This window comes from Pseudomonas sp. EL_65y_Pfl2_R95 (assembly GCF_963971045.1).
Classification (GTDB): Bacteria; Pseudomonadota; Gammaproteobacteria; order Pseudomonadales; family Pseudomonadaceae; genus Aquipseudomonas.
In genome coordinates, this window is the sequence record NZ_CAXAOV010000003.1 from 144,234 (window position 1) to 166,832 (window position 22,599).

22 protein-coding genes are annotated in these 22,599 nt (G+C 55.7%); 16 read left to right on the forward strand and 6 right to left on the reverse strand.

The window, feature by feature from the left end:
• Positions 1-74: 74 nt before the first annotated feature.
• Positions 75-488 carry an alternative ribosome rescue aminoacyl-tRNA hydrolase ArfB gene (arfB, locus tag AACY09_RS11470; protein WP_339488104.1) on the forward strand — a complete coding sequence of 138 codons (414 nt, stop codon included), beginning with the start codon at positions 75-77 and terminating at the stop codon, positions 486-488.
• 31 nt (positions 489-519) lie between these two features.
• Here arfB and dkgB read toward each other — a convergent pair whose 3' ends face one another.
• Positions 520-1,320 carry a 2,5-didehydrogluconate reductase DkgB gene (gene dkgB / locus AACY09_RS11475; RefSeq protein WP_339488105.1) on the reverse strand — a complete coding sequence of 267 codons (801 nt, stop codon included), beginning with the start codon at positions 1,318-1,320 and terminating at the stop codon, positions 520-522.
• A gap of 197 nt (positions 1,321-1,517) precedes the next feature.
• Between dkgB and AACY09_RS11480 the strand changes: the two genes are divergently transcribed.
• Positions 1,518-2,408, forward strand: a complete 891-nt coding sequence (locus tag AACY09_RS11480; protein WP_339488106.1) for a LysR family transcriptional regulator — start codon at positions 1,518-1,520, stop codon at positions 2,406-2,408.
• 57 nt (positions 2,409-2,465) lie between these two features.
• Here AACY09_RS11480 and AACY09_RS11485 read toward each other — a convergent pair whose 3' ends face one another.
• Together AACY09_RS11485 and AACY09_RS11490 are read right to left on the reverse strand one after the other, a co-directional pair.
• Positions 2,466-4,013 (reverse strand): nucleobase:cation symporter-2 family protein, encoded by a 1,548-nt coding sequence (locus tag AACY09_RS11485; RefSeq protein WP_339488108.1) that lies wholly within the window; start codon positions 4,011-4,013, stop codon positions 2,466-2,468.
• A gap of 283 nt (positions 4,014-4,296) precedes the next feature.
• On the reverse strand, positions 4,297-4,929 hold the full coding sequence (locus AACY09_RS11490; RefSeq protein WP_339488109.1) for a cation diffusion facilitator family transporter: 633 nt from the start codon (positions 4,927-4,929) through the stop codon (positions 4,297-4,299).
• A gap of 62 nt (positions 4,930-4,991) precedes the next feature.
• Between AACY09_RS11490 and AACY09_RS11495 the strand changes: the two genes are divergently transcribed.
• Entirely contained in the window at positions 4,992-5,426 is a 435-nt protein-coding gene (locus AACY09_RS11495; RefSeq protein ID WP_339488111.1) for a MerR family transcriptional regulator, read from the forward strand.
• Positions 5,427-5,526: 100 nt separating this feature from the next.
• Entirely contained in the window at positions 5,527-5,814 is a 288-nt protein-coding gene (locus AACY09_RS11500) for a HigA family addiction module antitoxin (protein WP_339488113.1), read from the forward strand.
• A gap of 130 nt (positions 5,815-5,944) precedes the next feature.
• On the opposite strand, the gene AACY09_RS11505 is transcribed toward AACY09_RS11500, so the two are convergent.
• Complete coding sequence (locus AACY09_RS11505; protein WP_339488115.1) at positions 5,945-6,409, reverse strand: methylglyoxal synthase; 465 nt, start codon at positions 6,407-6,409, stop codon at positions 5,945-5,947.
• Positions 6,410-6,432: 23 nt separating this feature from the next.
• Positions 6,433-7,437: a type I glyceraldehyde-3-phosphate dehydrogenase gene (gene gap, locus AACY09_RS11510; RefSeq protein WP_339488116.1), complete on the reverse strand. Its 1,005-nt coding sequence runs from the start codon at positions 7,435-7,437 to the stop codon at positions 6,433-6,435.
• Between the two features lie 132 nt (positions 7,438-7,569).
• Here gap and edd point away from each other — a divergent pair, with 132 nt between their 5' ends.
• The 9 genes from edd to AACY09_RS11555 all read left to right on the forward strand — a co-directional run bounded on the left by edd (position 7,570) and on the right by AACY09_RS11555 (position 18,462).
• Positions 7,570-9,396 carry a phosphogluconate dehydratase gene (edd, locus tag AACY09_RS11515; protein ID WP_339488117.1) on the forward strand — a complete coding sequence of 609 codons (1,827 nt, stop codon included), beginning with the start codon at positions 7,570-7,572 and terminating at the stop codon, positions 9,394-9,396.
• Positions 9,393-10,352, forward strand: coding sequence for a glucokinase (locus AACY09_RS11520; RefSeq protein ID WP_339488119.1), 960 nt, complete (start codon positions 9,393-9,395; stop codon positions 10,350-10,352). Before edd ends, AACY09_RS11520 begins: the two co-directional genes overlap by 4 nt.
• Positions 10,353-10,397: 45 nt before the next feature.
• Positions 10,398-11,132, forward strand: a complete 735-nt coding sequence (locus AACY09_RS11525) for a response regulator transcription factor (protein WP_339488120.1) — start codon at positions 10,398-10,400, stop codon at positions 11,130-11,132.
• Positions 11,122-12,579 carry an ATP-binding protein gene (locus AACY09_RS11530; protein WP_339488121.1) on the forward strand — a complete coding sequence of 486 codons (1,458 nt, stop codon included), beginning with the start codon at positions 11,122-11,124 and terminating at the stop codon, positions 12,577-12,579. Before AACY09_RS11525 ends, AACY09_RS11530 begins: the two co-directional genes overlap by 11 nt.
• A gap of 126 nt (positions 12,580-12,705) precedes the next feature.
• Positions 12,706-13,959 (forward strand): ABC transporter substrate-binding protein, encoded by a 1,254-nt coding sequence (locus tag AACY09_RS11535; protein WP_339488122.1) that lies wholly within the window; start codon positions 12,706-12,708, stop codon positions 13,957-13,959.
• 116 nt (positions 13,960-14,075) lie between these two features.
• Complete coding sequence (locus tag AACY09_RS11540) at positions 14,076-14,984, forward strand: carbohydrate ABC transporter permease (RefSeq protein ID WP_339488124.1); 909 nt, start codon at positions 14,076-14,078, stop codon at positions 14,982-14,984.
• Entirely contained in the window at positions 14,977-15,813 is an 837-nt protein-coding gene (locus tag AACY09_RS11545; protein WP_339488126.1) for a carbohydrate ABC transporter permease, read from the forward strand. Before AACY09_RS11540 ends, AACY09_RS11545 begins: the two co-directional genes overlap by 8 nt.
• Positions 15,814-15,870: 57 nt before the next feature.
• A complete protein-coding gene (locus AACY09_RS11550; protein WP_339488127.1) occupies positions 15,871-17,043 on the forward strand; it encodes an ABC transporter ATP-binding protein in 1,173 nt (390 codons plus the stop codon).
• A gap of 246 nt (positions 17,044-17,289) precedes the next feature.
• A complete protein-coding gene (locus tag AACY09_RS11555; protein WP_339488707.1) occupies positions 17,290-18,462 on the forward strand; it encodes a maltoporin in 1,173 nt (390 codons plus the stop codon).
• A 47-nt stretch (positions 18,463-18,509) separates the two neighbouring features.
• Here the strand turns inward: AACY09_RS11555 and AACY09_RS11560 are convergent, their stop codons facing one another.
• The gene (locus AACY09_RS11560; protein ID WP_339488709.1) at positions 18,510-19,364 is read right to left on the reverse strand and encodes a MurR/RpiR family transcriptional regulator; all 855 of its coding nucleotides are present in this window, start codon (positions 19,362-19,364) and stop codon (positions 18,510-18,512) included.
• 190 nt (positions 19,365-19,554) lie between these two features.
• On the opposite strand from AACY09_RS11560, the gene zwf reads away from it, so the two are divergent.
• The 3 genes from zwf to AACY09_RS11575 are packed head-to-tail and all read left to right on the forward strand — an operon-like array spanning position 19,555 to position 22,429.
• Positions 19,555-21,024 carry a glucose-6-phosphate dehydrogenase gene (gene zwf / locus AACY09_RS11565; protein WP_339488128.1) on the forward strand — a complete coding sequence of 490 codons (1,470 nt, stop codon included), beginning with the start codon at positions 19,555-19,557 and terminating at the stop codon, positions 21,022-21,024.
• Positions 21,011-21,724 carry a 6-phosphogluconolactonase gene (gene pgl, locus AACY09_RS11570; protein WP_339488130.1) on the forward strand — a complete coding sequence of 238 codons (714 nt, stop codon included), beginning with the start codon at positions 21,011-21,013 and terminating at the stop codon, positions 21,722-21,724. Before zwf ends, pgl begins: the two co-directional genes overlap by 14 nt.
• Before the next feature lie 33 nt (positions 21,725-21,757).
• A complete protein-coding gene (locus AACY09_RS11575; RefSeq protein ID WP_339488131.1) occupies positions 21,758-22,429 on the forward strand; it encodes a bifunctional 4-hydroxy-2-oxoglutarate aldolase/2-dehydro-3-deoxy-phosphogluconate aldolase in 672 nt (223 codons plus the stop codon).
• Positions 22,430-22,599 lie beyond the last annotated feature (170 nt).

Sequence of the window (22,599 nt, forward strand, 5' to 3'; positions counted from 1 at the left end):
CAAATAGTGGCTAAGGGCGAACTGATGCGGCATATCGGGTTATTCTGCATGCATATTTTGTTCAAGGCCCTGTCATGCTGGTGGTTTCAAACAGTGTTCACCTCGCCGATGATGAAATTGAGCTCACTGCAATCAGGGCTCAAGGCGCGGGTGGGCAAAACGTCAACAAGGTGTCCAGCGCCATGCACTTGCGCTTTGATAGCCAGGCATCGTCATTGCCGCCGTTTTATAAAGAACGCCTGCTAGCGCTCCGTGACAGCCGCATTACTGCCGAAGGCGTGGTGATTATCAAGGCCCAGCAATTTCGCACTCAGGAGAAAAACCGCGCCGATGCGTTGGAGCGGTTGTGTGAATTGATCCGCAGCGCCGGTAAAACTGAAAAAGCCCGGCGACCGACCAAGCCGACGCTGGGCTCAAAGAAGCGCCGACTGGAAGGTAAGACCAAGCGTGGGGCGATCAAGGCAGGGCGCGGGCGGGTGGACTTTTAATCCTCGCGAGCACGCCCAGCTGTGTTTCAGATTAATCCCACTCAGGTGCAAAACCAGGGTTTGCCAGGCGTTCGCCACGATCCAGTTGGGCGATTTCAGCCATTTCAGCCTCGCTGAGTTTGAGGTTCATCGCCTGCAGATTGCTTTGCAGGTTATTGCGCTTGGTTGATGAAGGAATCACCGCAAACCCTTGCTGAAGCAACCACGCCAACGAGACCAGCGCCGGGGTCGTGTTGTGCGTGCTGGCGATGCGCTGCAGCACAGGGTCATCCATTACCTTGCCGTAGGCCAGCGGCATATAAGCCGTCAGCTGCAAGCCGTTTTCACGGGCAAACTCAACCACTTTGCGATTTTGCAGGTACGGGTGGATTTCCACTTGATTGGTCGCGATCTGATCGGCACCCACGGTTTCAAAGGCTTGTTGCATGTGCTTGATAGTGAAGTTGGAAATACCGATCTCACGGGTAAGGCCTTGAGCTTTGGCCTCGAGCAAGGCGCTCATATATTCACTGACCTGAATTTCATCATCTGGCGAGGGCCAGTGAATCAGTGTGAGGTCGACATAATCCATTTTCAGCTTGCGCAGGCTTTCTTTCAGGCTGGGGATGAGCGCATTACTGGCAAGGTTGTCGGTCCAGATCTTGGTGGTGACATACAAGTCTCCGCGGGCAATGCCGCTGGCGGCAATCGCTTGGCCGACTTCGGCTTCGTTGCCATAAATCTGTGCAGTGTCAATGTGGCGGTACCCAAGCTCAAGGCCCATGGTGACCGAGTCGATGACTTGCTGATCTTTAAGGCGGAACGTACCAAGACCAAATACTGGAAGAGACATTATTTACTCCTAACGGCTTGAGTGAATCATTAACAAAAATCAGTCGATAAATTAGCTGACAGTGCTTTTGGCTTATCGTTTCGAGGCTGTTGCCCGGTAAACCTGCTATTAACTGTGGATCTGTCAGCCAGTCTGCGGCATTGGTTTATGCGCAGTAATGGGGTTGTAGTCATAAAATATTTGACTAAAATTCACGAATGAAAACGACTTTAGATGAATTACAAGCCTATGTGACCGTGGTCGACAGCGGCTCAATCAGTGCTGCTGCCGAGCAGCTTGAGCAAACGGCTTCGGGGGTCAGTCGGGCGTTAAGTCGTCTTGAGCAAAAGCTCGATGTAACCCTGATGCGCCGAACCACGCGGCGTTTGGAAGTGACCGAAGAGGGCATGGTTTTTCTGGCCCAGGCGCGCAAGATATTGGCCTCGGTTGAAGAAGCCGAGGAGCAAATGGCGTTGCGCCGCCAGCTTCCCGCTGGGCGTTTGCGGGTCAATGCGGCTGCCCCTTTTGTGTTGCACAGCATCGTGCCGCTAGTGGCAGGGTTCCGCGAGCAATACCCGGACATAGAGCTTGAGATCAACAGCAGCGATCAGATCATTGATTTGCTTGAGCAACGTACCGATATTGCCATTCGGATTGGTCCTTTGCGTGATTCCACCTTGCATGCACGCCTGCTCGGCCGCAGTCCGAAACGGGTATTGGCCAGTCCTGAATATCTGCGCCTGCACGGCGAACCGAAATCGGTTGCGAGCTTGAGCCAGCACAGTTTGCTCGGCTTCACCCAACCAGAATCCCTCAATCATTGGCCGCTACGTTGTGATCAGGAGGACGGGTATGCGATCAAGCCCAGCTTGTCAGCCTCGAGTGGGGAAACCTTGCGCCAGCTCGCATTAGAAGGTGTCGGGATTGTTTGTCTGGCAGGTTTTATGACCGATAAAGACCTTCACAACGGCAGCCTGCAGCAGGTGCTTAAGCGCGATACCGTCGAATCGCTGCAGCCGATCAACGCGGTGTACTACCGCAATACTGCCTTGGCATCGCGTATTACCTGTTTTATTGATTATCTGGCTAAGCACATGCATAAGCCTTGAGAAATACAGCGCCAAAAAAACCGGCTGTGCGCCGGTTTTTAATGGACTAGTTGCTGACTAAACCTGTTCGGTAGATGGCTTGCCTATGGTGCTTGCTCGCGCATCAGGCGAGGTGGGTGACGCGGTTTGGGTTTCAGCGCCGATGATCGGCACTTCCTCGCCTTGTGCGTTGAACAGCTTGCCACCTTTGAAGTAGTCGCCGTCCTCCAGCGCTTCAACATCGCGGTAGCGCAGGCTACGCTCGGTGCCGGCAACAAACACGGACTGCTGGTCAGAGTTGCCCGTGGTGAAGTGGTTGAATGCCAGGTTCAACAGGATCGCCATGATTGCAGCGGAGCTGATGCCGGAATGGAAGATGGTCGCGAACCAGCTTGGGAAGTCGTGGTAGAAGCTGGGTGCGGCGATCGGGATCATGCCGAAGCCGATCGACGTGGCAACGATGATCAGGTTCATGTTGTTGCGGTAATCAACCTTCGACAAGGTGCGAATGCCACTGGCTGCCACGGTGCCAAACAGGACGATACCTGCGCCGCCAAGCACTGATGTCGGCACCGCCGCGATCACCCGGCCCATCACCGGCAACAAACCCAGCAGCACCAAAAATAGGCCGCCGGTGGCAACTACATAGCGACTTTTGATTCCGGTAACCGCGACCAAGCCAACGTTCTGAGCGAACGCGCTTTGAGTGAATGAGCCAAAGATTGGTGCCAGCATGCTCGACAGCATGTCGGCACGCAGGCCATTACCCAGGCGCTTGGAGTCGACCTTGGTCTCGATAATTTCACCAACTGCAAGGATGTCAGCGCTGGTTTCGACCAGAGTCACCATGATTACGATGCACATCGAAATAATGGCTGCGATGTGAAAGGTCGGCATACCGAAGTGGAACGGGCTAGGCATGGCCACAAGGGTACCGTCGCCGATGCGCGAGAAATCAGCCATGCCGAGGGCCATCGCAATCAGCGTGCCGATCACCATCGACAGCAGAATCGACAGGCGCGAGATGCTGGCGCTGCCCAGTTTGCTCAGTAGCAGCACGAAGACCAGCGTGATAGCCGCCAGGCCAATGTTGGCCATGCTGCCGAAGTCGGGGGCATTACTGTTGCCACCCATGGCCCAGCGGGCTGCAACCGGCATCAGGGTCAAGCCGATCGTGGTGATCACGATACCGGTTACTAATGGCGGAAAGAACTTAATGATTTTTGAGAAAATGGGCGTTATCAGTAAGCCTATCAACGAGGCCACAACCACTGCGCCTAGAACGGCAGGAATCCCGCCAGCGCCATCGCCGGTAACAATTGCCACCATGGTTGCAACACCGGCAAAGGAAACACCTTGTACCAGCGGCAATTGGCAGCCAAAAAATGGCAGGCCAAGGGTTTGCAGGAGCGTGGCTAAACCGCCTGCAAATAATGATGCGGTGATCAATAAACCTATGTCGCTGGGTGATAAGCCGGCGGCTTGGCCAACAATCAAGGGTACCGCGACAATCCCTCCGTACATGGTCAGGACATGTTGCAAGCCGTAAGCCATGTTGGCTCCGACACCGAGGTTCTCATCTTCAGGACGTTGCGATGAAGCACTTTCAACCGATGGCGACTGCATAGTGAGGTGTTCCCGTTTTGTTCTTGTGTTCGTAATGTAGGGAACAAAGGGGGCACTTGGCTAGTGCTTGTATACAATTTTGTAATTAAATTAAGATAACCTGTCTGAACGGTCAGTCATAAAATGTCTGCATGGTTAAGCTGTAGGCCCCGTATTATTGGGATTCCAGCTTTTTTTAAGCTGTAATTGCGTGAAATATATTGTGTACGATTCGTTTTTTTAATCGACAAAAGGTACAAGAAACGCCGCAGTTCTGCGGCGTTATCTTGTGGTTGGTCAGCGGTTATGAATGGGCATGTTCAGGCTTTAGTTCCTGTTGTGCCTGGCGCGTCACTTGATAAGCCGAAGTGATGGCCAAAAGGGCCATTACGCTGGCAACCAGAAGGTCTGGCCACGCGGTGCCTGTGCCGAACACGCCGACCGCGGCCAGCAACACGGCAACGTTGCCAAGCGCATCGTTGCGGGTACACAGCCAAACGCTGCGCATATTGCTGTCACCTTCCCGGTAGGCATAGAGCAGGGCGGCCACGCCCAGGTTCGAGAGTAATGCCAAGGTACCAATCAGGCCCATGGTTTGTGCTTCTGGCACCTGGCCGCTTAGGGCATGCCAAATGGCCATGCCTAGTACGCCGATGCCAAATATCAGCATCGATACGGCTTTGACCAGTGAGGCTTTGGCGCGCAATGCGATGCCCATGCCCAGTACCCAAAGGCTGATGCCGTAATTGGCGGCGTCGCCGAGAAAGTCGAGGGAGTCGGCCAGCAGTGAAACCGAGCCTGCTTTGACACCGCTGGCGATCTCGACAAAAAACATCCCGAGGTTGACCGCTAACGCAATCCACAGAATTTTGCGATAGCGGGCAGGCTGTTGTTGGCTTGATGGATCCGGGGTGTGACTGCAGCAATTGGCGCTCATTTGACTTCTCCTTTTTAGCAATAAGCGCTACGCTAAACCCTGTAGTCGCTACGGAGTCAAGCATGAATAAGCCATTTACCATCAGTGCATTGAGTAAGCAGAGCGGCGTCAATCTGGAAACAATTCGTTTTTATGAGCGCAGCGGTTTGCTACCTGAGCCAAAACGTACTGCTTCAGGCTATCGCAACTACCAGGATGCAGATGTTCGGCGCGTGTTGTTTATTCGCCGTGGTCGCGAGCTAGGGTTTAGCTTAGATGAGATTCGTACCTTGTTAGAACTGGCCAACAGGCCGCACAGCCCTTGTGTCGAGGCTGATCAGCTGGTGCAAAGCCACCTGGTGACTATTGAGGAGCGTATTCGCGACCTGCAAAAAATGCAGGCTGAATTATCCAGAATGGCCAACTGCACCAGCGCCGAGGCGGAGCATTGCCGGCTGTTAGAAGCCCTGGATAACCGCCAATGTTGCGCACCGCTTCGTGGGGCGGATGCGCTGTAGGATGTCGCAGCGCGAGTCCTCGCAGCCTCCACAAATGGTGGGTGAAAAAAGCGTCACCCACCCTACAATACTTGGACTAGCACTAATGGGAGGGCACGACATGCCTATGTACAACCCGCCCCATCCGGGCGAAACCTTGCGCGATGACGTTCTGCCAGCCCTTGGCTTGAGTGTTACTGCGTTGGCTCAGCACTTGGGTTATTCGCGGGGCCAGCTCTCGACAGTGATTAATGGCCATGCCGGTATTAGTGCCGATCTTGCGCGCCGTTTGGAGCTTGCAGGCGTTGGCGCTGCTCGGGTCTGGCTCGCCCAGCAAGCAGCGTTTGATTTATGGCAGGCAGAACAGCGCCCATGCCCTGAGATAACGAAGCTCAAGACGGTGGCGTAGACCCCTCAGTATCTTTCCGGGAAAAACGACCTTGGGTGACGCGTTAATTTCAGGCGCAATATCTGTCGTCCGCATGAATTTTTTAAGCGAACAAGTCAGATGGGGTGAGCACAGCGCTGTTGCACACCGCTTAACAGCGCTCCGCCAGGTAGCTGCTGTAATCCGGGATTCGGTAGGAATGGTGTTGTTCTAACAAACTGCTGCTGAGCATGTAGTCGGCGCTGCTCTCGTTGCAGGCCACCGGGATGTTCCAGACAGCGGCCACGCGCAGCAGGGCTTTGATATCGGGGTCATGGGGCTGTGGCTCGAACGGGTCCCAGAAAAACACCAGCATATCGACACGTCGCTCGGCGATGCGCGCACCAATCTGCTGGTCGCCGCCCAAGGGGCCGCTGATCATGCTTTCGACTGGCAAGTTCAAGCTGCGGCTGAGCAATGCTCCGGTTGTACCGGTTGCCAGTAAATCGTGATTTGCCAGTTTGTCGCGGTGGCGTTGGCACCAATCAAGCAAAAACACCTTGCAGTGATCGTGGGCGACCAGTGCGATGCGTTTGCGTGCCGCCAATGTGGCGGTCGTGAAGCTGATACGGCTCATGCTGTGATTCCTAAAAATGGCTATTACTCAGGTGCATTACACAGGGCCAGACAGGTGTCGAGCATGCGATTGGAGAAGCCCCATTCGTTGTCGTACCAAGCCATCACTTTGAGCATTTTGCCGCTGACTTTGGTGTGATTGGCGTCGAAAATCGATGAAAGCGGATTATGGTTAAAGTCGCATGAGACCAATGGCAGGCTGTTGTAGCCGAGCACGCTTGAGCCTTCGCTGGCGCTTTGCATCAGAGCATTCACCACGTCTGCGCTGGTCTCGCGGCTGAGGGTCAGGGTCAGGTCGACCAGGGAAACATTGATCACTGGAACGCGCACCGCCATGCCCGTCAGCTTGCCTGCTAGCTCTGGCAGGACTAAACCTACAGCTTCGGCTGCCCCAGTCTTGCTGGGGATGAGTGACTGCGTGGCCGAGCGGGCGCGGTACGGATCGCTGTGGTAAACATCGGACAGGTTTTGGTCATTGGTGTAGGCGTGGATTGTGGTCATCAGGCCATGTTCGATGCCCAATTCGCGGTGCAAAACCTGTGCAACGGGCGCCAGGCAGTTGGTGGTGCAAGATGCATTGGAGATAATCTGATGAGATTGGCGCAAAATACCCTCGTTAACCCCGTAAACTACGGTGGCGTCCGCACCTTTGGCTGGCGCCGATATAATCACCTTGCGCGCGCCGGCGCTAAGGTGCGCAGCGGCTTTGTCACGAGAGGTGAAAAGCCCGGTGCATTCGAATACCAGGTCAATTGCCAGGCGTTTCCATGGCAACTCGCTTGGATCACGGATTGCGCTGACAGCGATACGGTCACCGTTTACTGTCAGGCTTTCCTGATCAAACTCAACATCGCCATCAAAGATGCCATGCACGCTGTCGTATTTGAGTAAATGGGCATTGATAGCGCTATCACCAAGGTCGTTGATAGCTACGATTTGGATGTTCTGGCGGTAGGCTTGGGTGTACAAGGCACGCAGAACATTGCGGCCGATACGGCCAAAGCCATTGATAGCGATACGCAGAGTCATAAATGCAGTCCATTGATTATTTGTTGTTGGAATTACAAGATTATTCCCGTGAATGTAGAAATCAAGCCTTTTAAGTGGCAATATTTTGTTAAAGGTACAAATAAATTTGCCCGCTAGCCTGGAGTCGACAACATGCATCCCCGTGTCCAAGAGGTAACTGACCGCCTTATCGCCCGTAGCCGAGCTACTCGCGAGCGCTATTTGGCGATGATTCATGCGGCGGCAAGTGATGGTCCGCAGCGTGGCAAATTACAATGCGCCAACTTTGCCCATGGCGTTGCCGGTTGCGGCACTAACGACAAGCAAGCCTTGCGTCTGATGAACGCAGCCAATGTGGCAATTATTTCTGCCTATAACGACATGCTCTCGGCCCATCAGCCCTATGAGACCTATCCCGAACAGATCAAACAGGCCCTGCGCGATGTTGGCTCGGTTGGTCAATTCGCCGGTGGTGTACCAGCCATGTGCGATGGGGTGACCCAGGGCGAGCCGGGCATGGAGCTGGGCATTGCCAGCCGCGAAGTGATTGCCATGTCGACTGCGGTGGCGCTGTCGCACAATATGTTTGATGCCACGCTGTGCTTGGGAATTTGCGACAAGATCGTGCCGGGCTTGCTGATGGGCGCGCTGCGCTTCGGTCACTTGCCGACCCTGTTCGTGCCGGCTGGACCGATGCCGTCGGGTTTGTCCAACAAAGAAAAGGCTGACGTGCGCCAGCGTTATGCCGAAGGTAAAGCCACTCGCGATGAGTTGCTTGAAGCCGAAATGAGCGCTTATCACAGCCCTGGCACCTGCACCTTTTACGGCACGGCCAACACCAACCAGCTGTTGATGGAAGTGATGGGTCTGCATTTGCCGGGTGCCTCGTTTATCAATCCGAATACCCCACTGCGTGATGCCTTGACCGTTGCAGCCGCGCGGCAGATCACTCAGTTGACCAAGCAAAGCGGGCAGTTTATGCCCCTGGCAGAGATTGTTGATGAGCGTTGCCTGGTTAACTCGATTGTTGCTTTGAGCGCCACCGGTGGCTCAACCAATCACACCCTGCACATGCCAGCCATTGCCCGCGCTGCTGGGATTATGCTGACCTGGCAGGACATGGCCGACCTGTCGGCGGTGGTGCCAACCCTGGCTCACGTTTATCCAAACGGTAAGTCCGACATTAACCACTTCCAGGCAGCGGGCGGCATGTCGTTCCTGATCCGTGAATTGCTTGATGCGGGGCTGCTCCATGAAAACGTCAACACCGTTGCTGGCCATGGCCTGAGTCGTTACACCCAAGAGCCTTTCCTGGAAGATGGCAAGCTGGTTTGGCGCGACGGGCCGAGCAAGAGCTATGACGAGACGGTATTGCGCCCGGTCGCCAATCCATTCTCGGCTGAGGGTGGTTTGCGGGTCTTGGAAGGCAATCTCGGCCGTGGCGTGATGAAGGTTTCGGCTGTGGCCCTTGAGCATCAAATCGTTGAGGCTCCTGCGCGGGTATTTGAAGATCAGCAGGAACTGGCTGATGCGTTTAAAGCCGGTGAGCTTGAGCATGACATGGTGGCGGTGATGCGCTTTCAAGGACCGCGCTCCAATGGCATGCCTGAATTGCACAAGATGACGCCGTTTCTTGGGGTGCTGCAGGATCGCGGTTTCAAAGTCGCGCTGGTGACTGATGGTCGGATGTCGGGCGCCTCGGGTAAAATTCCGGCGGCGATCCATGTGTGCCCTGAAGCCTTTGATGGCGGTGCGTTAGCGCGTGTGCGTGATGGCGACATCATCCGAGTGAACGGTCATACCGGCGAATTGCAGGTCTTGGTCAGTGATGCAGAGCTGGCTGGACGCGAACTTGCCAGCAGTTCTCTGAACAATGGCGAAGGCTGTGGGCGCGAGCTTTTCAGCTTTATGCGTCACTCATTCAGCACCGCAGAGCAGGGTGCCAGTGCATTCACCGAAAGTCTGGAGTCACTTAAGTGAAGCTAGCGCTAGTCGGTGATATCGGTGGCACCAACGCACGCTTTGCCTTGTGGCGCGATGACCAACTGGAATCAGTCAGCGTGCTGGCAACGGCTGATTTCAGCACGCCTGAGGCCGCGATTGAGCAGTACCTGGCTGAGCACGATGTGTCGCTGGGCTCGCTCGGTTCGGTCTGTCTTGCTTGCGCTGGGCCCGTCAGTGATGCGGTATTTCGCTTTACCAATAACCATTGGCTGATTAATCGCGAGGCATTTTGCCGGCGCCTGCAGATCGAGCAATTGTTACTGATCAATGATTTCTCGGCCATGGCGCTGGGCATGACGCGCCTGGCTGCAGGTGAGCGTTTGCAAGTCTGCGCAGGCCAGGCCGACAGCAGTCGCCCTGCGGTGGTCATTGGTGCGGGCACCGGCCTGGGTGTGGGGACGTTACTGCCTCAAGCAGACGGCGGCTGGGCTGCGCTGCCGGGCGAGGGCGGGCATGTCGATTTACCCATTGGCAGTGCTCGCGAGGCGCAATTATGGCAAGTGCTGTTCCGGCAACTGGGTCATGTGCGGGCCGAAGATGTGCTCAGCGGCAATGGCTTGCTGGTGCTGTATCGCGCCATGTGCGAGCTGGATAGCGTCACTGCGCAATGGGCTACTCCGGCCGAAATAACCACAGCGGCGCTTTCAGGTGAGGCCACGGCCAGTGCTGTGCTTGAGCAGTTTTGTTGCTGGCTGGGGCGTGCGGCGGGCAATAACGTGCTGAGTTTGGGGGCACGCGGTGGTGTGTATATCGTCGGTGGAATTGTCCCGCGCTTTGCCGAGTTCTTCTGTAAGAGCGGTTTTGCGCACAGCTTCAGCGACAAAGGTTGTATGAGCGATTATTTTGCCGGGATTCCCGTGTGGCTAGTCACTGCTGAGTACCCCGGTTTGATGGGGGCGGGCGTGGCATTGCAGCAACAACGCAGTCGGTAAGCGCGAGGCCGCATCAGCTGCAGATAACAATAAAAAGGTGATGTTTTGACTCAAAGCGGAAAGTCGATCCTGTTGGTTGATGATGATCAGGAAATTCGTGAACTGCTGCAAACCTATCTCAGTCGTGCAGGTTTTCAGGTGCGGGCTGTTGGTGATGGTGCCGGTTTTCGACAGAGCCTGACGACGGAATCAGCTGACTTGGTGATTCTCGATGTAATGCTGCCTGATGAAGACGGATTCAGTCTTTGTCGTTGGGTACGTGAGCATCAGCGTTTTGCCCACATCCCAGTGATCATGTTGACCGCCAACTCGGACGAAGCGGACCGGGTGATCGGCCTTGAGCTGGGCGCCGATGATTACCTGGGTAAGCCTTTTAGTCCGCGTGAGTTGCAGGCGCGTATCAAAGCCTTGCTGCGCCGGGTTAACTTCAGCCAGGAGCGCGGGGCAGAGGTGTTGGCTTTCGAGGGCTGGCGGCTGGATATGGTCAGCCACCGCTTGTTTCACATCGACGGCGAAGAAGTGATTCTCTCCGGGGCGGATTTTATCTTGCTCAAGCTGTTTCTCGATAACCCGCAGCAAATACTTGATCGCGACACCATCGGCAATGCCACGCGCGGGCGGGAAGTGATGCCGCTTGAGCGCATCGTCGATATGGCAGTCAGCCGGTTGCGTCAGCGCTTGCGCGATATAGACAAGCCACCGCGACTGATTCGCACTGTTCGCGGCAGTGGCTACCTGCTTGCGGCCCATGTTGAACCGCATCAGGGGCATGGTTATTAAACGCATGCTCAGGTTGCTGGTGCCGCGCTCGTTGCTGGCCCGAATGCTGGTGTTGACCTTGCTGGTGGTGGTAATAGCTCAAGCGCTGTCCAGCGTTATCTGGGTCTCACAACTGCGTGCCAGTCAGGTTGAGGGCTTGGTCGCCAGCTCGCGCAGTCTGGCGCAATCAATGGCTGCCAGTGTCAGCTACTTTCGCTCATTGCCCCTGGGCTACAGGCCGATGGTGCTCGACCAGCTGCGCAATATGGGCGGGACGCGATTTTTTGTCTCGCTCAATGACAAGCCACTGAGCATGGACGTTCTGCCAATCACACCGCGCAAGCGGGCGGTCATTGATGCGGTAGACGCGACCTTGCGTGAGCGCCTGGGCCACGATCTTGATTTGTCGGTGCAATTTGTCAGCCCCGACGACCTGCGTATCTTCAATAACGCCGTGAAGCTCGATGAGTTGCCGCGCTCCTGGGCGCATTACGCCTTGAGCCTTGAACCGATGAATCCGCCGGTGCTGGTAACGCAGATAAGGATCGGTCCTGAAGAGTGGCTGTATCTGGCGTCGCTGATGCCCGAGCCCTATGTGAGTCTTGAGCAGCCGGGACTGCCAGCGCAGCAACTCTGGTTCATCATCTTGACCAGTGGTTTTCTGCTGCTGTTTATCGGTTTGATGGTGCATTGGCAGAGTCGACCGCTGAAGCACTTGGCGGTGGCGGCGCGTGAAATGTCCTTGGGCACCGAAGTCGAGCCGTTGAAAGAGGCGGGCGGTAGCGAAGTGGTTGAGGTGAGCCGGGCCTTCAACACCATGCGCCAGCGTATTGGTCGTTACCTGCGCGAGCGGAGTCAGTTGTTCAGCGCAATCTCTCATGACTTGCGCACACCCATCACCCGCCTGCGATTACGTGTTGAGTTGCTTGACGATGAAGCGGTGCAGGAAAAATTTCGCCGTGACTTGGATGAGCTCGAACTGCTGGTCAAGGGCGCATTGCAGTGCGTTAAAGACACGGATATCCATGAGAATATCGAGGCTGTTGATCTGGATTATGTGATCAACTGCGTGGTCGAGCCGTATTTGGCACCTGCCGGGAATGGCTTGGTTGCGCTGGCCGGCCAGAGCCGCGAAACGTATCAGGGTAAGCCTCTGGCCCTGAAACGCTGCATTGGTAATCTGGTCGATAATGCCTTGAAGTATGGCCAGCGTGCGCACTTGCAGATCGAGGATGATGACACTGCTTTTGTCCTGCATGTGGATGACGAAGGCCCAGGCGTACCTGAGCAGCAGTTAGAGTATGTGTTTGAGCCGCATTTTCGCTTGTCTGCGCAGCAGCAAGGTTACGGCCTCGGCCTGGGCATCGCGCGCAACATCGCCCACAGCCATGGTGGCGAAGTGACCTTGAAAAACCTGCGCGAAGGTGGCTTGCGTGTGTCGTTGTATTTACCCCGTTTCGCCGATTAGGTTTGTAACCATTCGGTGACGTTTCTATATCCCTTCGTTACCCGTTTTCGCCAGCGCCTTGGTTAGTATCCAATGCAGCACAAGCATCAGACTTGTTCGCGAATAACAACAAGAAAGGTACTGTTCATGAAAGTTATCTCTCGCCTGGCAACCGCTGTTTACCTTGCCTCCCTGATTCCGTTTGCTGCCCATGCTGGTGAAGTGGAAGTGCTGCACTGGTGGACTTCGGGCGGTGAAAAACGCGCTGCCGATACCCTCAAGCAAATGGTTGAAGCCAAAGGTCACACCTGGAAAGACTTCGCAGTCGCCGGTGGTGGTGGTGAAGCCGCCATGACCGTGCTCAAGACCCGCGCTGTGTCTGGCAACCCGCCCGCAGCTGCACAAATCAAAGGCCCGGATATTCAAGAGTGGGGCGAGTTGGGTTTGCTCACCGATTTGAATGACGTTGCCAAGCGCCAGAAGTGGGATGAGTTGCTGCCCGCCCAGGTTGCCAAAATCATGAAGTACGACGGTGATTACGTGGCGGTTCCAGTGAACGTGCACCGGGTTAACTGGCTGTGGATCAACCCGCAAGTATTTGCCAAGGCCGGTGCTACACCGCCCACCACCCTCGATGAGTTCTTTACCGCCGCAGACAAGCTCAAAGCTGCCGGTTTTATCGCCATTGCCCACGGCGGTCAGCCTTGGCAAGACGGCACTGTTTTCGAAGATTTGGCGTTCGCCATTCTTGGCCCAGCCGATTTCCGTAAAGCCTTTGTAGATCAAGACGAATCGGTGCTGACAGGCGATAAGATGGTCAAAGTCTTTGCCACTTTGAAAAAGCTCCATGGCTACATTGATAGCAACGCTGCCGGTCGCGACTGGAACACAGCCGCAGGTCTGGTCATTAATGGCAAGGCCGGTATGCAGATCATGGGTGATTGGGCCAAGAGCGAGTGGACCGCTGCCGGCAAGGTTGCGGGCAAGGATTACACCTGCGTTCCATTCCCTGGCACCCAAGGCAGCTTCGCCTACAACATCGACTCCCTGGCGATGTTCAAACTGGCCGATGCGGATAACCGCAAGGCACAGGAGGACTTGGCCGAGATCGTCATGGGCAAGGAATTCCAAGGCATCTTCAACAAGGCCAAAGGCTCGATTCCGGTTCGTCAGGACATGGACATGAGCAGCTTTGACAGTTGCGCCCAGGCATCCATGAAGGACTTCAAAGAAGCTGCAAGCAATGGCGGCCTGCAGCCAAGTCTGGCTCACGGCATGGCGGCTTCTAGCTATGTTCAGGGCGCGGTATTCGACGTGGTGACCAATTTCTTCAACGACGCCGATGCTGATCCGAAAAAAGCTGCGCAGCAATTGGCGGCAGCCATCCAGGCGGTGCAGTAATTCCACGCTGCCGGTGCGCCGGCAGCGACTCCTTGCGTAAAGCGTCACCCGATGCATTTCAGGCATCACGGCGGCGCTTTGCCTGAGTTTTGTCTTACCCAGCTTGAGGGGCCTGTATGAGCTCGATCGCAGTTATGAGCAAAGCTTCACCACTGGATGCACTACAGCGCTGGCTGCCTAAGCTGGTGCTGGCACCGACCATGTTGATCGTGCTGGTTGGCTTTTACGGTTACATCCTGTGGACCTTTTTATTGTCCTTCACCAGCTCGCGGTTTATGCCCAGCTACAAATGGGTGGGCCTGCAGCAGTATCAGCGACTGATGGAAAACGATCGCTGGTGGGTGGCGAGCAAGAACCTGATGATTTTTGGTGGCCTGTTTATCAGCATCAGCTTGATCCTTGGGGTGTTTCTGGCGGTGCTGCTCGATCAGCGAATTCGTCGTGAAGGCTTTATCCGCACGATTTTTCTTTATCCGATGGCGATTTCGATGATTGTCACCGGTACGGCCTGGAAATGGCTGCTTAACCCAGGTTTGGGCCTGGACAAGCTGCTGCGTGACTGGGGCTGGGAAGGCTTTCGCTTTGACTGGTTGGTGGACACCGATCGGGTGGTTTATTGCCTGGTGATTGCTGCTGTCTGGCAAGCCTCTGGGTTTGTCATGGCGCTGTTTTTGGCGGGGCTGCGCGGGGTGGATCAATCGATCATTCGCGCCGCGCAAGTCGACGGCGCCAGTTTGCCGAATATCTACCTGCGCATTGTGTTGCCGAGCCTCGGTCCGGTGTTTTTCAGCGCGGTGATGATCCTCTCGCATATCGCGATCAAGAGCTTCGATTTGGTCGCATCGATGACCGCAGGTGGGCCCGGTTACTCCTCTGATCTGCCCGCCATGTTTATGTATGCCCACACCTTTACCCGTGGCCAGATGGGCCTCGGCGCGGCCAGTGCGATTCTGATGCTCGGCGCGGTGTTGGCAATTCTGGTGCCCTATCTGTATTCCGAGTTGCGGGGCAAGCGCCATGATTAATCAAAACAAATTCAGTTTTAGTCGTATGGCCATTTACGCCACCTTGCTCATTGCCTGTGCGGTGTATCTGGTGCCGTTAATCGTCATGCTGCTGACCAGCTTCAAGTCGCCTGACGACATTCGGAGCGGCAATTTGCTGTCATGGCCGGATGTGATCACTGCGATTGGTTGGGTCAAGGCCTGGGACAGCCTTGGCGGCTTTTTCTGGAACTCGGTGAAGATCACCGTGCCTGCGGTGCTGATTTCCACCGTTCTCGGCGCGCTCAACGGCTACGTGCTGGCGATGTGGCGTTTCAAGGGTTCGCAGTTGTTCTTTGGCTTGCTCTTGTTTGGCTGCTTCCTGCCGTTTCAAGTGGTGCTGCTGCCGGCGTCGTTCACCCTTGGAAAGCTTGGCCTGGCGAACACCACAACCGGTCTGGTGTTGGTGCACCTGGTCTACGGGATCGCCTTTACCACGCTGTTCTTCCGTAACTATTACGTCAGTGTGCCGGATGCCTTGGTGCGTGCTGCGCGGCTTGATGGGGCAGGGTTCTTCACGATTTTCGGGCGCATTCTGCTGCCGATGTCGGTGCCGATCATCATGGTCTGTTTGATCTGGCAATTTACACAGATCTGGAACGATTTCTTGTTTGGGGTGGTGTTCGCCAGTGGTGACACCCAGCCGATTACGGTGGCGCTCAATAATCTGGTCAACACCAGCACCGGCACCAAGGAATACAACGTCGATATGGCTGCCGCAATGATCGCTGGGCTACCCACGCTGGTGGTCTACGTGCTGGCGGGTAAGTACTTCTTGCGCGGGCTGACAGCCGGCGCGGTGAAAGGCTGACAGGTCGGTTTCGACCTTTGTTTGCTTGAAAAGCAACGACCTGTTTGGAGAGGCAATATGGCAACGCTTGAACTACGTAAGGTCCACAAAAGCTACGGCAGCGGTCTGGCCGATACGCTGAAAAATATCGAATTGAAAATCGACTCGGGCGAATTCCTGATTCTGGTCGGCCCTTCCGGGTGTGGTAAGTCGACCCTGATGAACTGCATTGCCGGGTTGGAAAGCATCAGTGGTGGCGAAATCCTGGTTGAAGGCGCCGATATCAGCGGCATGAGCCCGAAAGATCGTGATATCGCCATGGTCTTTCAGTCGTATGCGCTGTACCCAACCATGAGTGTTCGCGACAACATCGCCTTCGGCTTGAAGATGCGCAAAATGGCGCCAGAGGCAATTGATCAAGAGGTTGCTCGGGTAGCCAAGTTGCTGCAAATCGAACACCTGCTTAAACGCAAGCCGGGGCAATTGTCCGGCGGTCAGCAGCAGCGTGTGGCAATGGGCCGTGCCTTGGCGCGGCGGCCAAAAATCTACTTGTTCGATGAGCCACTCTCCAACCTGGACGCTAAGTTGCGGGTGGAGATGCGCACGGAAATCAAGCTGATGCACCAGCGCCTCAAGACCACCACTGTGTATGTCACCCATGACCAGATCGAGGCCATGACCCTGGGCGACAAAGTGGCGGTGATGAAAGAGGGCGTTATCCAGCAGTTCGGTACCCCGCAGCAGATTTACAACGATCCGGCCAATCTGTTTGTCGCCAGTTTTATTGGCTCGCCGCCGATGAACTTTATTCCGGTGAAACTGCAGCGCCAAGGCAATCAATTAGTCGCGCAACTGCACAGCGGTGAAAAAAGCGAGATTAGCTGCGCCTTGCCCTTGGCGGATATGCCCGAGGGTGTTGAGGATCGCGAGGTGATTCTAGGGGTGCGGCCTGAGCAGATTCAGACCTCGGCAGGCACTGCGGGGCTGGTGGCGATTGCTGCCGAAGTCGAGATCATCGAGCCTACCGGGCCTGACACCTTGGTATTTGTCACGCTGAATCAAACCAAGGTTTGTTGCCGCATGGCTCCCGATGACGCGCCGCGTGTGGGTCAGGTGCTTGAACTGCAACTCGATCCTGAAAAGGTCATGTTGTTCGACGCCAAGAGCGGCGAGCGCCTGCGTTCGGATTTGTCTGTGGCACCCAAGGTGGATGCATCGGCCACCAATGTCACGCGTTTAAGAAGTCTTTGACGATGGGCGTAAGCGCCTCTAGGTAAACCATTTTGTGTTGTGCAGCCGGGCAGTTTCCTGCCTGGTTGAGGAAGCTTTTGCGCGTTTTTTGCGCCGATACGGATATCAATCCAAAGGGTTTGGGTGGCAGCTGCCTTATCACGCCACCTGAGCAGATCGATGACCGACTTAACAATAAAAATAATTGGAGTTGCAATGAAAGCAGCAACGGGTTTGAGACTGGCGCTAGCAGCGGGCTATTTGACGATGCCAATGGCGGCCAACGCATTAGAATTCACAGGTTACGTGCGCAGCGGAGCGGGCAGTTCGGAAAACGGCGGAAGCCAATCCTGCTTCCAGTTGCCGGGCGCGCAGTCCAAGTATCGTCTGGGTAACGAATGCGAGACCTATTCGGAGCTGGATCTGCGTCAGGATCTGGCGACTCTGGATGACGGCTCCACCCTCAGCGTCGAAGGGATGGCCCAGTTGTATAACGAATACGGTCACACGCCCAAGTTCACTGGTGAATATGGCTTTGCCCGGATGAACCAGATGTATGCCGAGTGGAGCAACATGCCTGCCTTGAATGGCGGCTCATTGTGGGCGGGTCGACGTTTCTACAAACGTAACGACATTCATATCTCCGACTTCTACTACTGGAACCAGAGTGCGACCGGTTTCGGGGTTGATGAGATGGTGATCGGTGACCTTAAGTACAGCTATGTGTTCTCGCGCAAAGACAGTTACTTCCAGGATGACTACACCACTCGCCATGACTTCAACGTCGGCGGTTTCAAGACCAATCCCGGCGGTGAGGTTGAAGTCGGTTATAGCTACATCGATAACCCGGATCGTGGTGACAGCAGCAGCGGCTGGGCCATCACCGGACAGCATGTGCAGAAAGTATTTCTTGGAGGCACCAACAAATTCGCCTTGCAATACGGCCAGGGCCCGGGCACCGGGTTGGGCACCACCGGTGACGTCGGGCTTGATCGCGACAGCAAGAGCTACCGCCTGGTGGAATTCTTTGACTGGCAAATAACCCCGCGCCTGGGTGGTCAGGTTGAGGTGGTGTACCAGAAGGATATTCGTCCGGACAGTGAAGATCAGGACTGGCTCTCGGTGGGAGGGCGTACTACTTATGCGCTGACTGATCAGTTCAAGCTGGTCGGTGAATTGGGCCGTGATCAGGTGGATGCAGCCGACGGCACCCGCAAGCTGACCAAATTCACCGTCGCGCCGACATGGTCGCCGGCAGGTCCCGGGTTTTGGGCGCGTCCTGAGTTCCGTTTGTACTACACCTATGCCAGCTGGAACGAAGCAGCGCAGCGCGCCGCCAGTCAGATGTCTGCCGGTTCGGCGCTGTCTGATTCGGGCGTGTTTGACAACGCTCGGCATGGCTCGAACTTTGGGGTGCAAGTCGAGTACTGGTGGAAGTAAGCCCGAAGGCGATCAGGCTAGGTTAAATGGCTTGATCGCCGATGTGGTTAATCTTCGTCAGTCGGATAGCGGCTGGCGTTGAGGCTTTCTTTGATTTTGCGCAGGTGGGGTTGGAAGTCGACACCGCGACGCAAGGTTACGCCGGTGGCGAGTACATCAAGCACGGTCAGCTGAATGATGCGTGAGGTCATCGGCATGTAGATGTCGGTGTCTTCAGGCAGGGGAATATTCAGGCTCAGGGTGCTGGCTTTGGCCAGCGGTGAGTTGGCAGCGGTCAGTCCCAGGACTGAAGCGCCTTTTTCCCGGGCGATGCGCGCCACTTCAACCAGTTCGCGGGTGCGGCCGGTGTAAGAGATGATCACGAACAGATCGCCGGTATGGGCAACCGAGGCCAGCATCCGCTGCATAAGCACATCGGCGTGAGCGGTCACGGCAAGGTTGAAGCGAAAGAACTTGTGCTGCGCATCCAGCGCCACCGGGGCAGAAGCGCCAAGGCCGAAGAAGTGGATCTGCCGGGCTTGAATCAGCAGGTCGACAGCGCGGCTGATGAGTTGCGGGTCAAGTGACTGGCAAGCACTGTCAAGCGAGGTAATGGCACTGCCGAAAATTTTCCGGGTGTAAGCCTCCGGGCCATCGTCTGCTTCAACGGCTCGACTGACGTAAGCCGCGCCACTGGCAAGACTCTGGGCCAATTGCATCTTCAGTTCCGGGTAGCCGTTGACGCCAAATGAGCGGCAGAAGCGATTGACGGTAGGCTCGCTGACCGATGCCGCTTGGGCAAGCGCGGCTATGCTCAAGCGTGTGGCTTGTTGCGGGTTGTGCAAAATCACTTCGGCGACCTTACGCTCTGCCTTGTTAAGGCTGTCGAGACGGGTCTGAATTTGCTCCAGAAGGTTTCGCACGCGATCCATTTTTGTTCCTTATGCACACAAGCGGTCGACGAAAATGCTGGCCTATCGTACTGATCGGCCCTGTTTGGCACCACTTGTTCTGTTAATTTCCATTGAATGTTGTTTTTATTACTACATATTGCGGTGTAGTATGCCCTCAAACGCGGTGTTTCTCGCTTAAGTTGATAGAAGAACATATATCATGCCAAGCATAACTGTTGAACCTTGTAGCTTTGCCTTATTTGGTGCGCTGGGTGATCTGGCCCTGCGCAAACTGTTTCCAGCCCTGTTCCAGCTGGATCAAGCGGACTTACTGCACCCAGGCACGCAAATTTTCGCCCTGGCGCGTGACAGCGGTGAGCCGCAGCAGTATATCGACGCAATTGAACATGCCTTGCGCGGTTACATCGACGCAAAGAGCATCGATGAAGCGGTCATGCAGCGTTTTCTGGCGCGCTTCAGTTACCTGTGCATGGATTTCTTGCAGGCGGATGATTACCTGCCGCTGGCTGAACAAATTGCCCATGACAAATGCCTGATTGCCTACTTTGCGACGCCCGCATCGGTGTATGGCGGCATCTGTGAAAACTTGGCGCGGGTTGGTTTGGCGGAACGTACTCGGGTGGTGTTGGAGAAGCCGATTGGCCATGACCTGGCGTCATCGCGTGAGGTCAATGATGCAGTAGCGCAGTTTTTCCCGGAAACGCGCATCTACCGTATCGACCATTACCTGGGCAAAGAGACCGTGCAGAACTTGATTGCACTGCGTTTTGCCAACAGCCTCTTTGAAACCCAGTGGAATCAGAATCACATCTCCCACGTTGAGATCACAGTGGCTGAAAAAGTCGGAATTGAAGGCCGTTGGGGTTACTTCGATAAGGCGGGCCAACTGCGCGACATGATTCAGAACCACCTCTTGCAGTTGCTGTGCCTAATCGCCATGGACCCGCCAAGCGATCTGTCGGCCGACAGCATTCGTGATGAAAAGGTCAAGGTGCTCAAAGCGCTTGAGCCGATTACCGCCGAGCAGCTCAGCCAGCGTGTTGTGCGTGGCCAGTATGTAGCCGGTAACAGTGCCGGTAAGCCAGTCCCTGGTTACCTTGAAGAAGAAAACTCCAACACTGAAAGTGACACCGAAACCTTCGTCGCGCTGCGGGCTGATATTCGCAACTGGCGCTGGTCGGGTGTGCCGTTTTACCTGCGCACCGGTAAGCGCATGGCGGAAAAAATGTCGCAGATCGTGATTCATTTCAAAGAGCCGCCGCACTATATATTTGCCGCCGAACAGCGCCCGCTGATCAGTAATCGGCTGATTATTCGTCTGCAGCCGGATGAAGGTATTTCCCTGCAGGTGATGACCAAAGATCAAGGCCTCGACAAAGGCATGCAACTGCGCAGCGGGCCCTTGCAGCTGAGTTTCTCCGACACCTACCAAAGCGCACGCATCCCGGATGCCTATGAGCGCTTGCTGCTGGAAGTTATTGGCGGCAATCAGAATTTGTTCGTGCGTAAAGATGAAATCGAACACGCATGGCATTGGTGTGATCAGCTGATTGCTGGCTGGAAACGCCTGGGCGATAAACCCAAGCCCTATGCCGCAGGTTCATGGGGGCCAATGGCCTCAATCGCATTAATTACCCGTGACGGGAGGGCCTGGTATGGCGATCTCTGATTTGCAATTGCCGGCTGACGTGGTTAGCCACAGCCTCAATACCCCAACGCAGCTTGCCAACACATTGGCTGCAGAGGTGGCCGATGCGCTGCGCCTGGCCATTGCCGAAAATGGGCAGGCCACATTAGTGGTCTCCGGTGGGCGCAGCCCGGTGGCATTCTTCGAGGCGTTGGCCAGGCAGCAACTGCAATGGGCCAATGTGCTGGTTAGCCTGGCTGATGAGCGCTGGGTGCCAACCACCCATGCAGACAGCAATGAAGGCTTGGTACGACGCCATTTGTTGCAAGGCCCAGCCGCCGCTGCACGCATATTCGGCCTGTATTTCAGTGCGCCATCGCTGGATGCGGCGGCTGAACAGGCGGATCAAGCGCTGCAGGATTTACCGCCCATTGATGTGTTGGTGCTGGGCATGGGCGACGATGGCCATACCGCATCGCTGTTCCCGGGCAGCCCTAATTTAACCGAGGCATTGGCCCTGGATACAACGCGCCGTTGCTTGCCGATGCTGGCGCCAACGGTGCCGCATCAGCGCTTGACCATGACGCTGCCGCTGCTCGCATCAGCCAGGCGGACGATGTTGGCGATTCAAGGCAGCAGCAAGTTGGCAACCCTGAACCAAGCGTTGCAGATTGATGTGCCGGCGCAGATGCCCGTAAGCGTGTTTTTGCAATCACCTCTTGAAATTTACTGGTGCGCCTAGCCCAGTAGCTCTAGTTTTAAAGGACCTTGAATAATGACAACACACGAAACCAATCAGCAGCGCATGGTGGCCAAAACCGCTCAGATCGACGCCATTTGCGCGCAAGCGAAAATAATGCCGGTGATCACCATCTCCCGTGAGGAAGACATACTGCCGATGGCTGATGCACTGGCCGCCGGCGGGCTTACTGTGCTCGAAGTGACTTTGCGTTCCGAGCATGGCCTGGCCGCTATTCGTCTGTTGCGTGAAACGCGCCCCGATCTCGTTGTCGGTGCGGGTACCGTGCTTGATGTTGAGATGCTGGCCGCCGCAGAAGCCGCAGGCGCGCAATTTATTGTCACCCCTGGCTGCACCCCTGAATTGCTGGAAGCCAGTTTGGCCAGCGATATACCATTGTTGCCGGGGATCGCCAGTGCCTCTGAAATCATGATGGGTTACGCTTTGGGTTACCGTCGCTTCAAGCTATTTCCAGCTGAAGTCAGTGGTGGCACTGCGGCGCTAAAAGCCTTGGGCGGGCCCTTCCCAGCGGTGCGTTTCTGCCCGACGGGTGGCGTCAGCCTGGCTAACGTCAAAAGCTACATGGCGCAGCCAAACGTGATGTGCGTTGGCGGTACCTGGATGCTCGACAGTGCCTGGATTAAAGCCGGTGACTGGGCGCGAGTAGAGCAAACCAGTGCCGAAGCCTTGGCCCTCTTGGCGCAGTAAATACCTGCTGCAAGTGATCGGCTGATAACGCGATGTCAGCCGGCCTTCACCTTTTTACGCCCTCCCCAAAACAATGCCAGCCACCATTGCTCAATCTGCTATGGGGCTGTTTGCCGTGTCTGCGCAACTCGCCTATCGTCATTCGACGAGCCCTTAAATAGTCCCGTTGG

Coding starts and splice junctions, on each gene's coding strand:
- dkgB (WP_339488105.1), bottom strand. CDS start 1,320: ATGTCTCTTCCAGTATTTGGTCTTGGTACGTTCCGCCTTAAAGATCAG.
- AACY09_RS11575 (WP_339488131.1), top strand. CDS start 21,758: ATGACAACACACGAAACCAATCAGCAGCGCATGGTGGCCAAAACCGCT.
- gap (WP_339488116.1), bottom strand. CDS start 7,437: ATGACTCTGCGTATCGCTATCAATGGCTTTGGCCGTATCGGCCGCAAT.
- AACY09_RS11495 (WP_339488111.1), top strand. CDS start 4,992: ATGAATAAGCCATTTACCATCAGTGCATTGAGTAAGCAGAGCGGCGTC.
- AACY09_RS11540 (WP_339488124.1), top strand. CDS start 14,076: ATGAGCTCGATCGCAGTTATGAGCAAAGCTTCACCACTGGATGCACTA.
- arfB (WP_339488104.1), top strand. CDS start 75: ATGCTGGTGGTTTCAAACAGTGTTCACCTCGCCGATGATGAAATTGAG.
- AACY09_RS11550 (WP_339488127.1), top strand. CDS start 15,871: ATGGCAACGCTTGAACTACGTAAGGTCCACAAAAGCTACGGCAGCGGT.
- zwf (WP_339488128.1), top strand. CDS start 19,555: ATGCCAAGCATAACTGTTGAACCTTGTAGCTTTGCCTTATTTGGTGCG.
- AACY09_RS11505 (WP_339488115.1), bottom strand. CDS start 6,409: ATGAGCCGTATCAGCTTCACGACCGCCACATTGGCGGCACGCAAACGC.
- AACY09_RS11485 (WP_339488108.1), bottom strand. CDS start 4,013: ATGCAGTCGCCATCGGTTGAAAGTGCTTCATCGCAACGTCCTGAAGAT.
- edd (WP_339488117.1), top strand. CDS start 7,570: ATGCATCCCCGTGTCCAAGAGGTAACTGACCGCCTTATCGCCCGTAGC.
- AACY09_RS11500 (WP_339488113.1), top strand. CDS start 5,527: ATGCCTATGTACAACCCGCCCCATCCGGGCGAAACCTTGCGCGATGAC.
- AACY09_RS11555 (WP_339488707.1), top strand. CDS start 17,290: ATGCCAATGGCGGCCAACGCATTAGAATTCACAGGTTACGTGCGCAGC.
- AACY09_RS11490 (WP_339488109.1), bottom strand. CDS start 4,929: ATGAGCGCCAATTGCTGCAGTCACACCCCGGATCCATCAAGCCAACAA.
- AACY09_RS11545 (WP_339488126.1), top strand. CDS start 14,977: ATGATTAATCAAAACAAATTCAGTTTTAGTCGTATGGCCATTTACGCC.
- AACY09_RS11535 (WP_339488122.1), top strand. CDS start 12,706: ATGAAAGTTATCTCTCGCCTGGCAACCGCTGTTTACCTTGCCTCCCTG.
- AACY09_RS11480 (WP_339488106.1), top strand. CDS start 1,518: ATGAAAACGACTTTAGATGAATTACAAGCCTATGTGACCGTGGTCGAC.
- AACY09_RS11530 (WP_339488121.1), top strand. CDS start 11,122: ATGGTTATTAAACGCATGCTCAGGTTGCTGGTGCCGCGCTCGTTGCTG.
- pgl (WP_339488130.1), top strand. CDS start 21,011: ATGGCGATCTCTGATTTGCAATTGCCGGCTGACGTGGTTAGCCACAGC.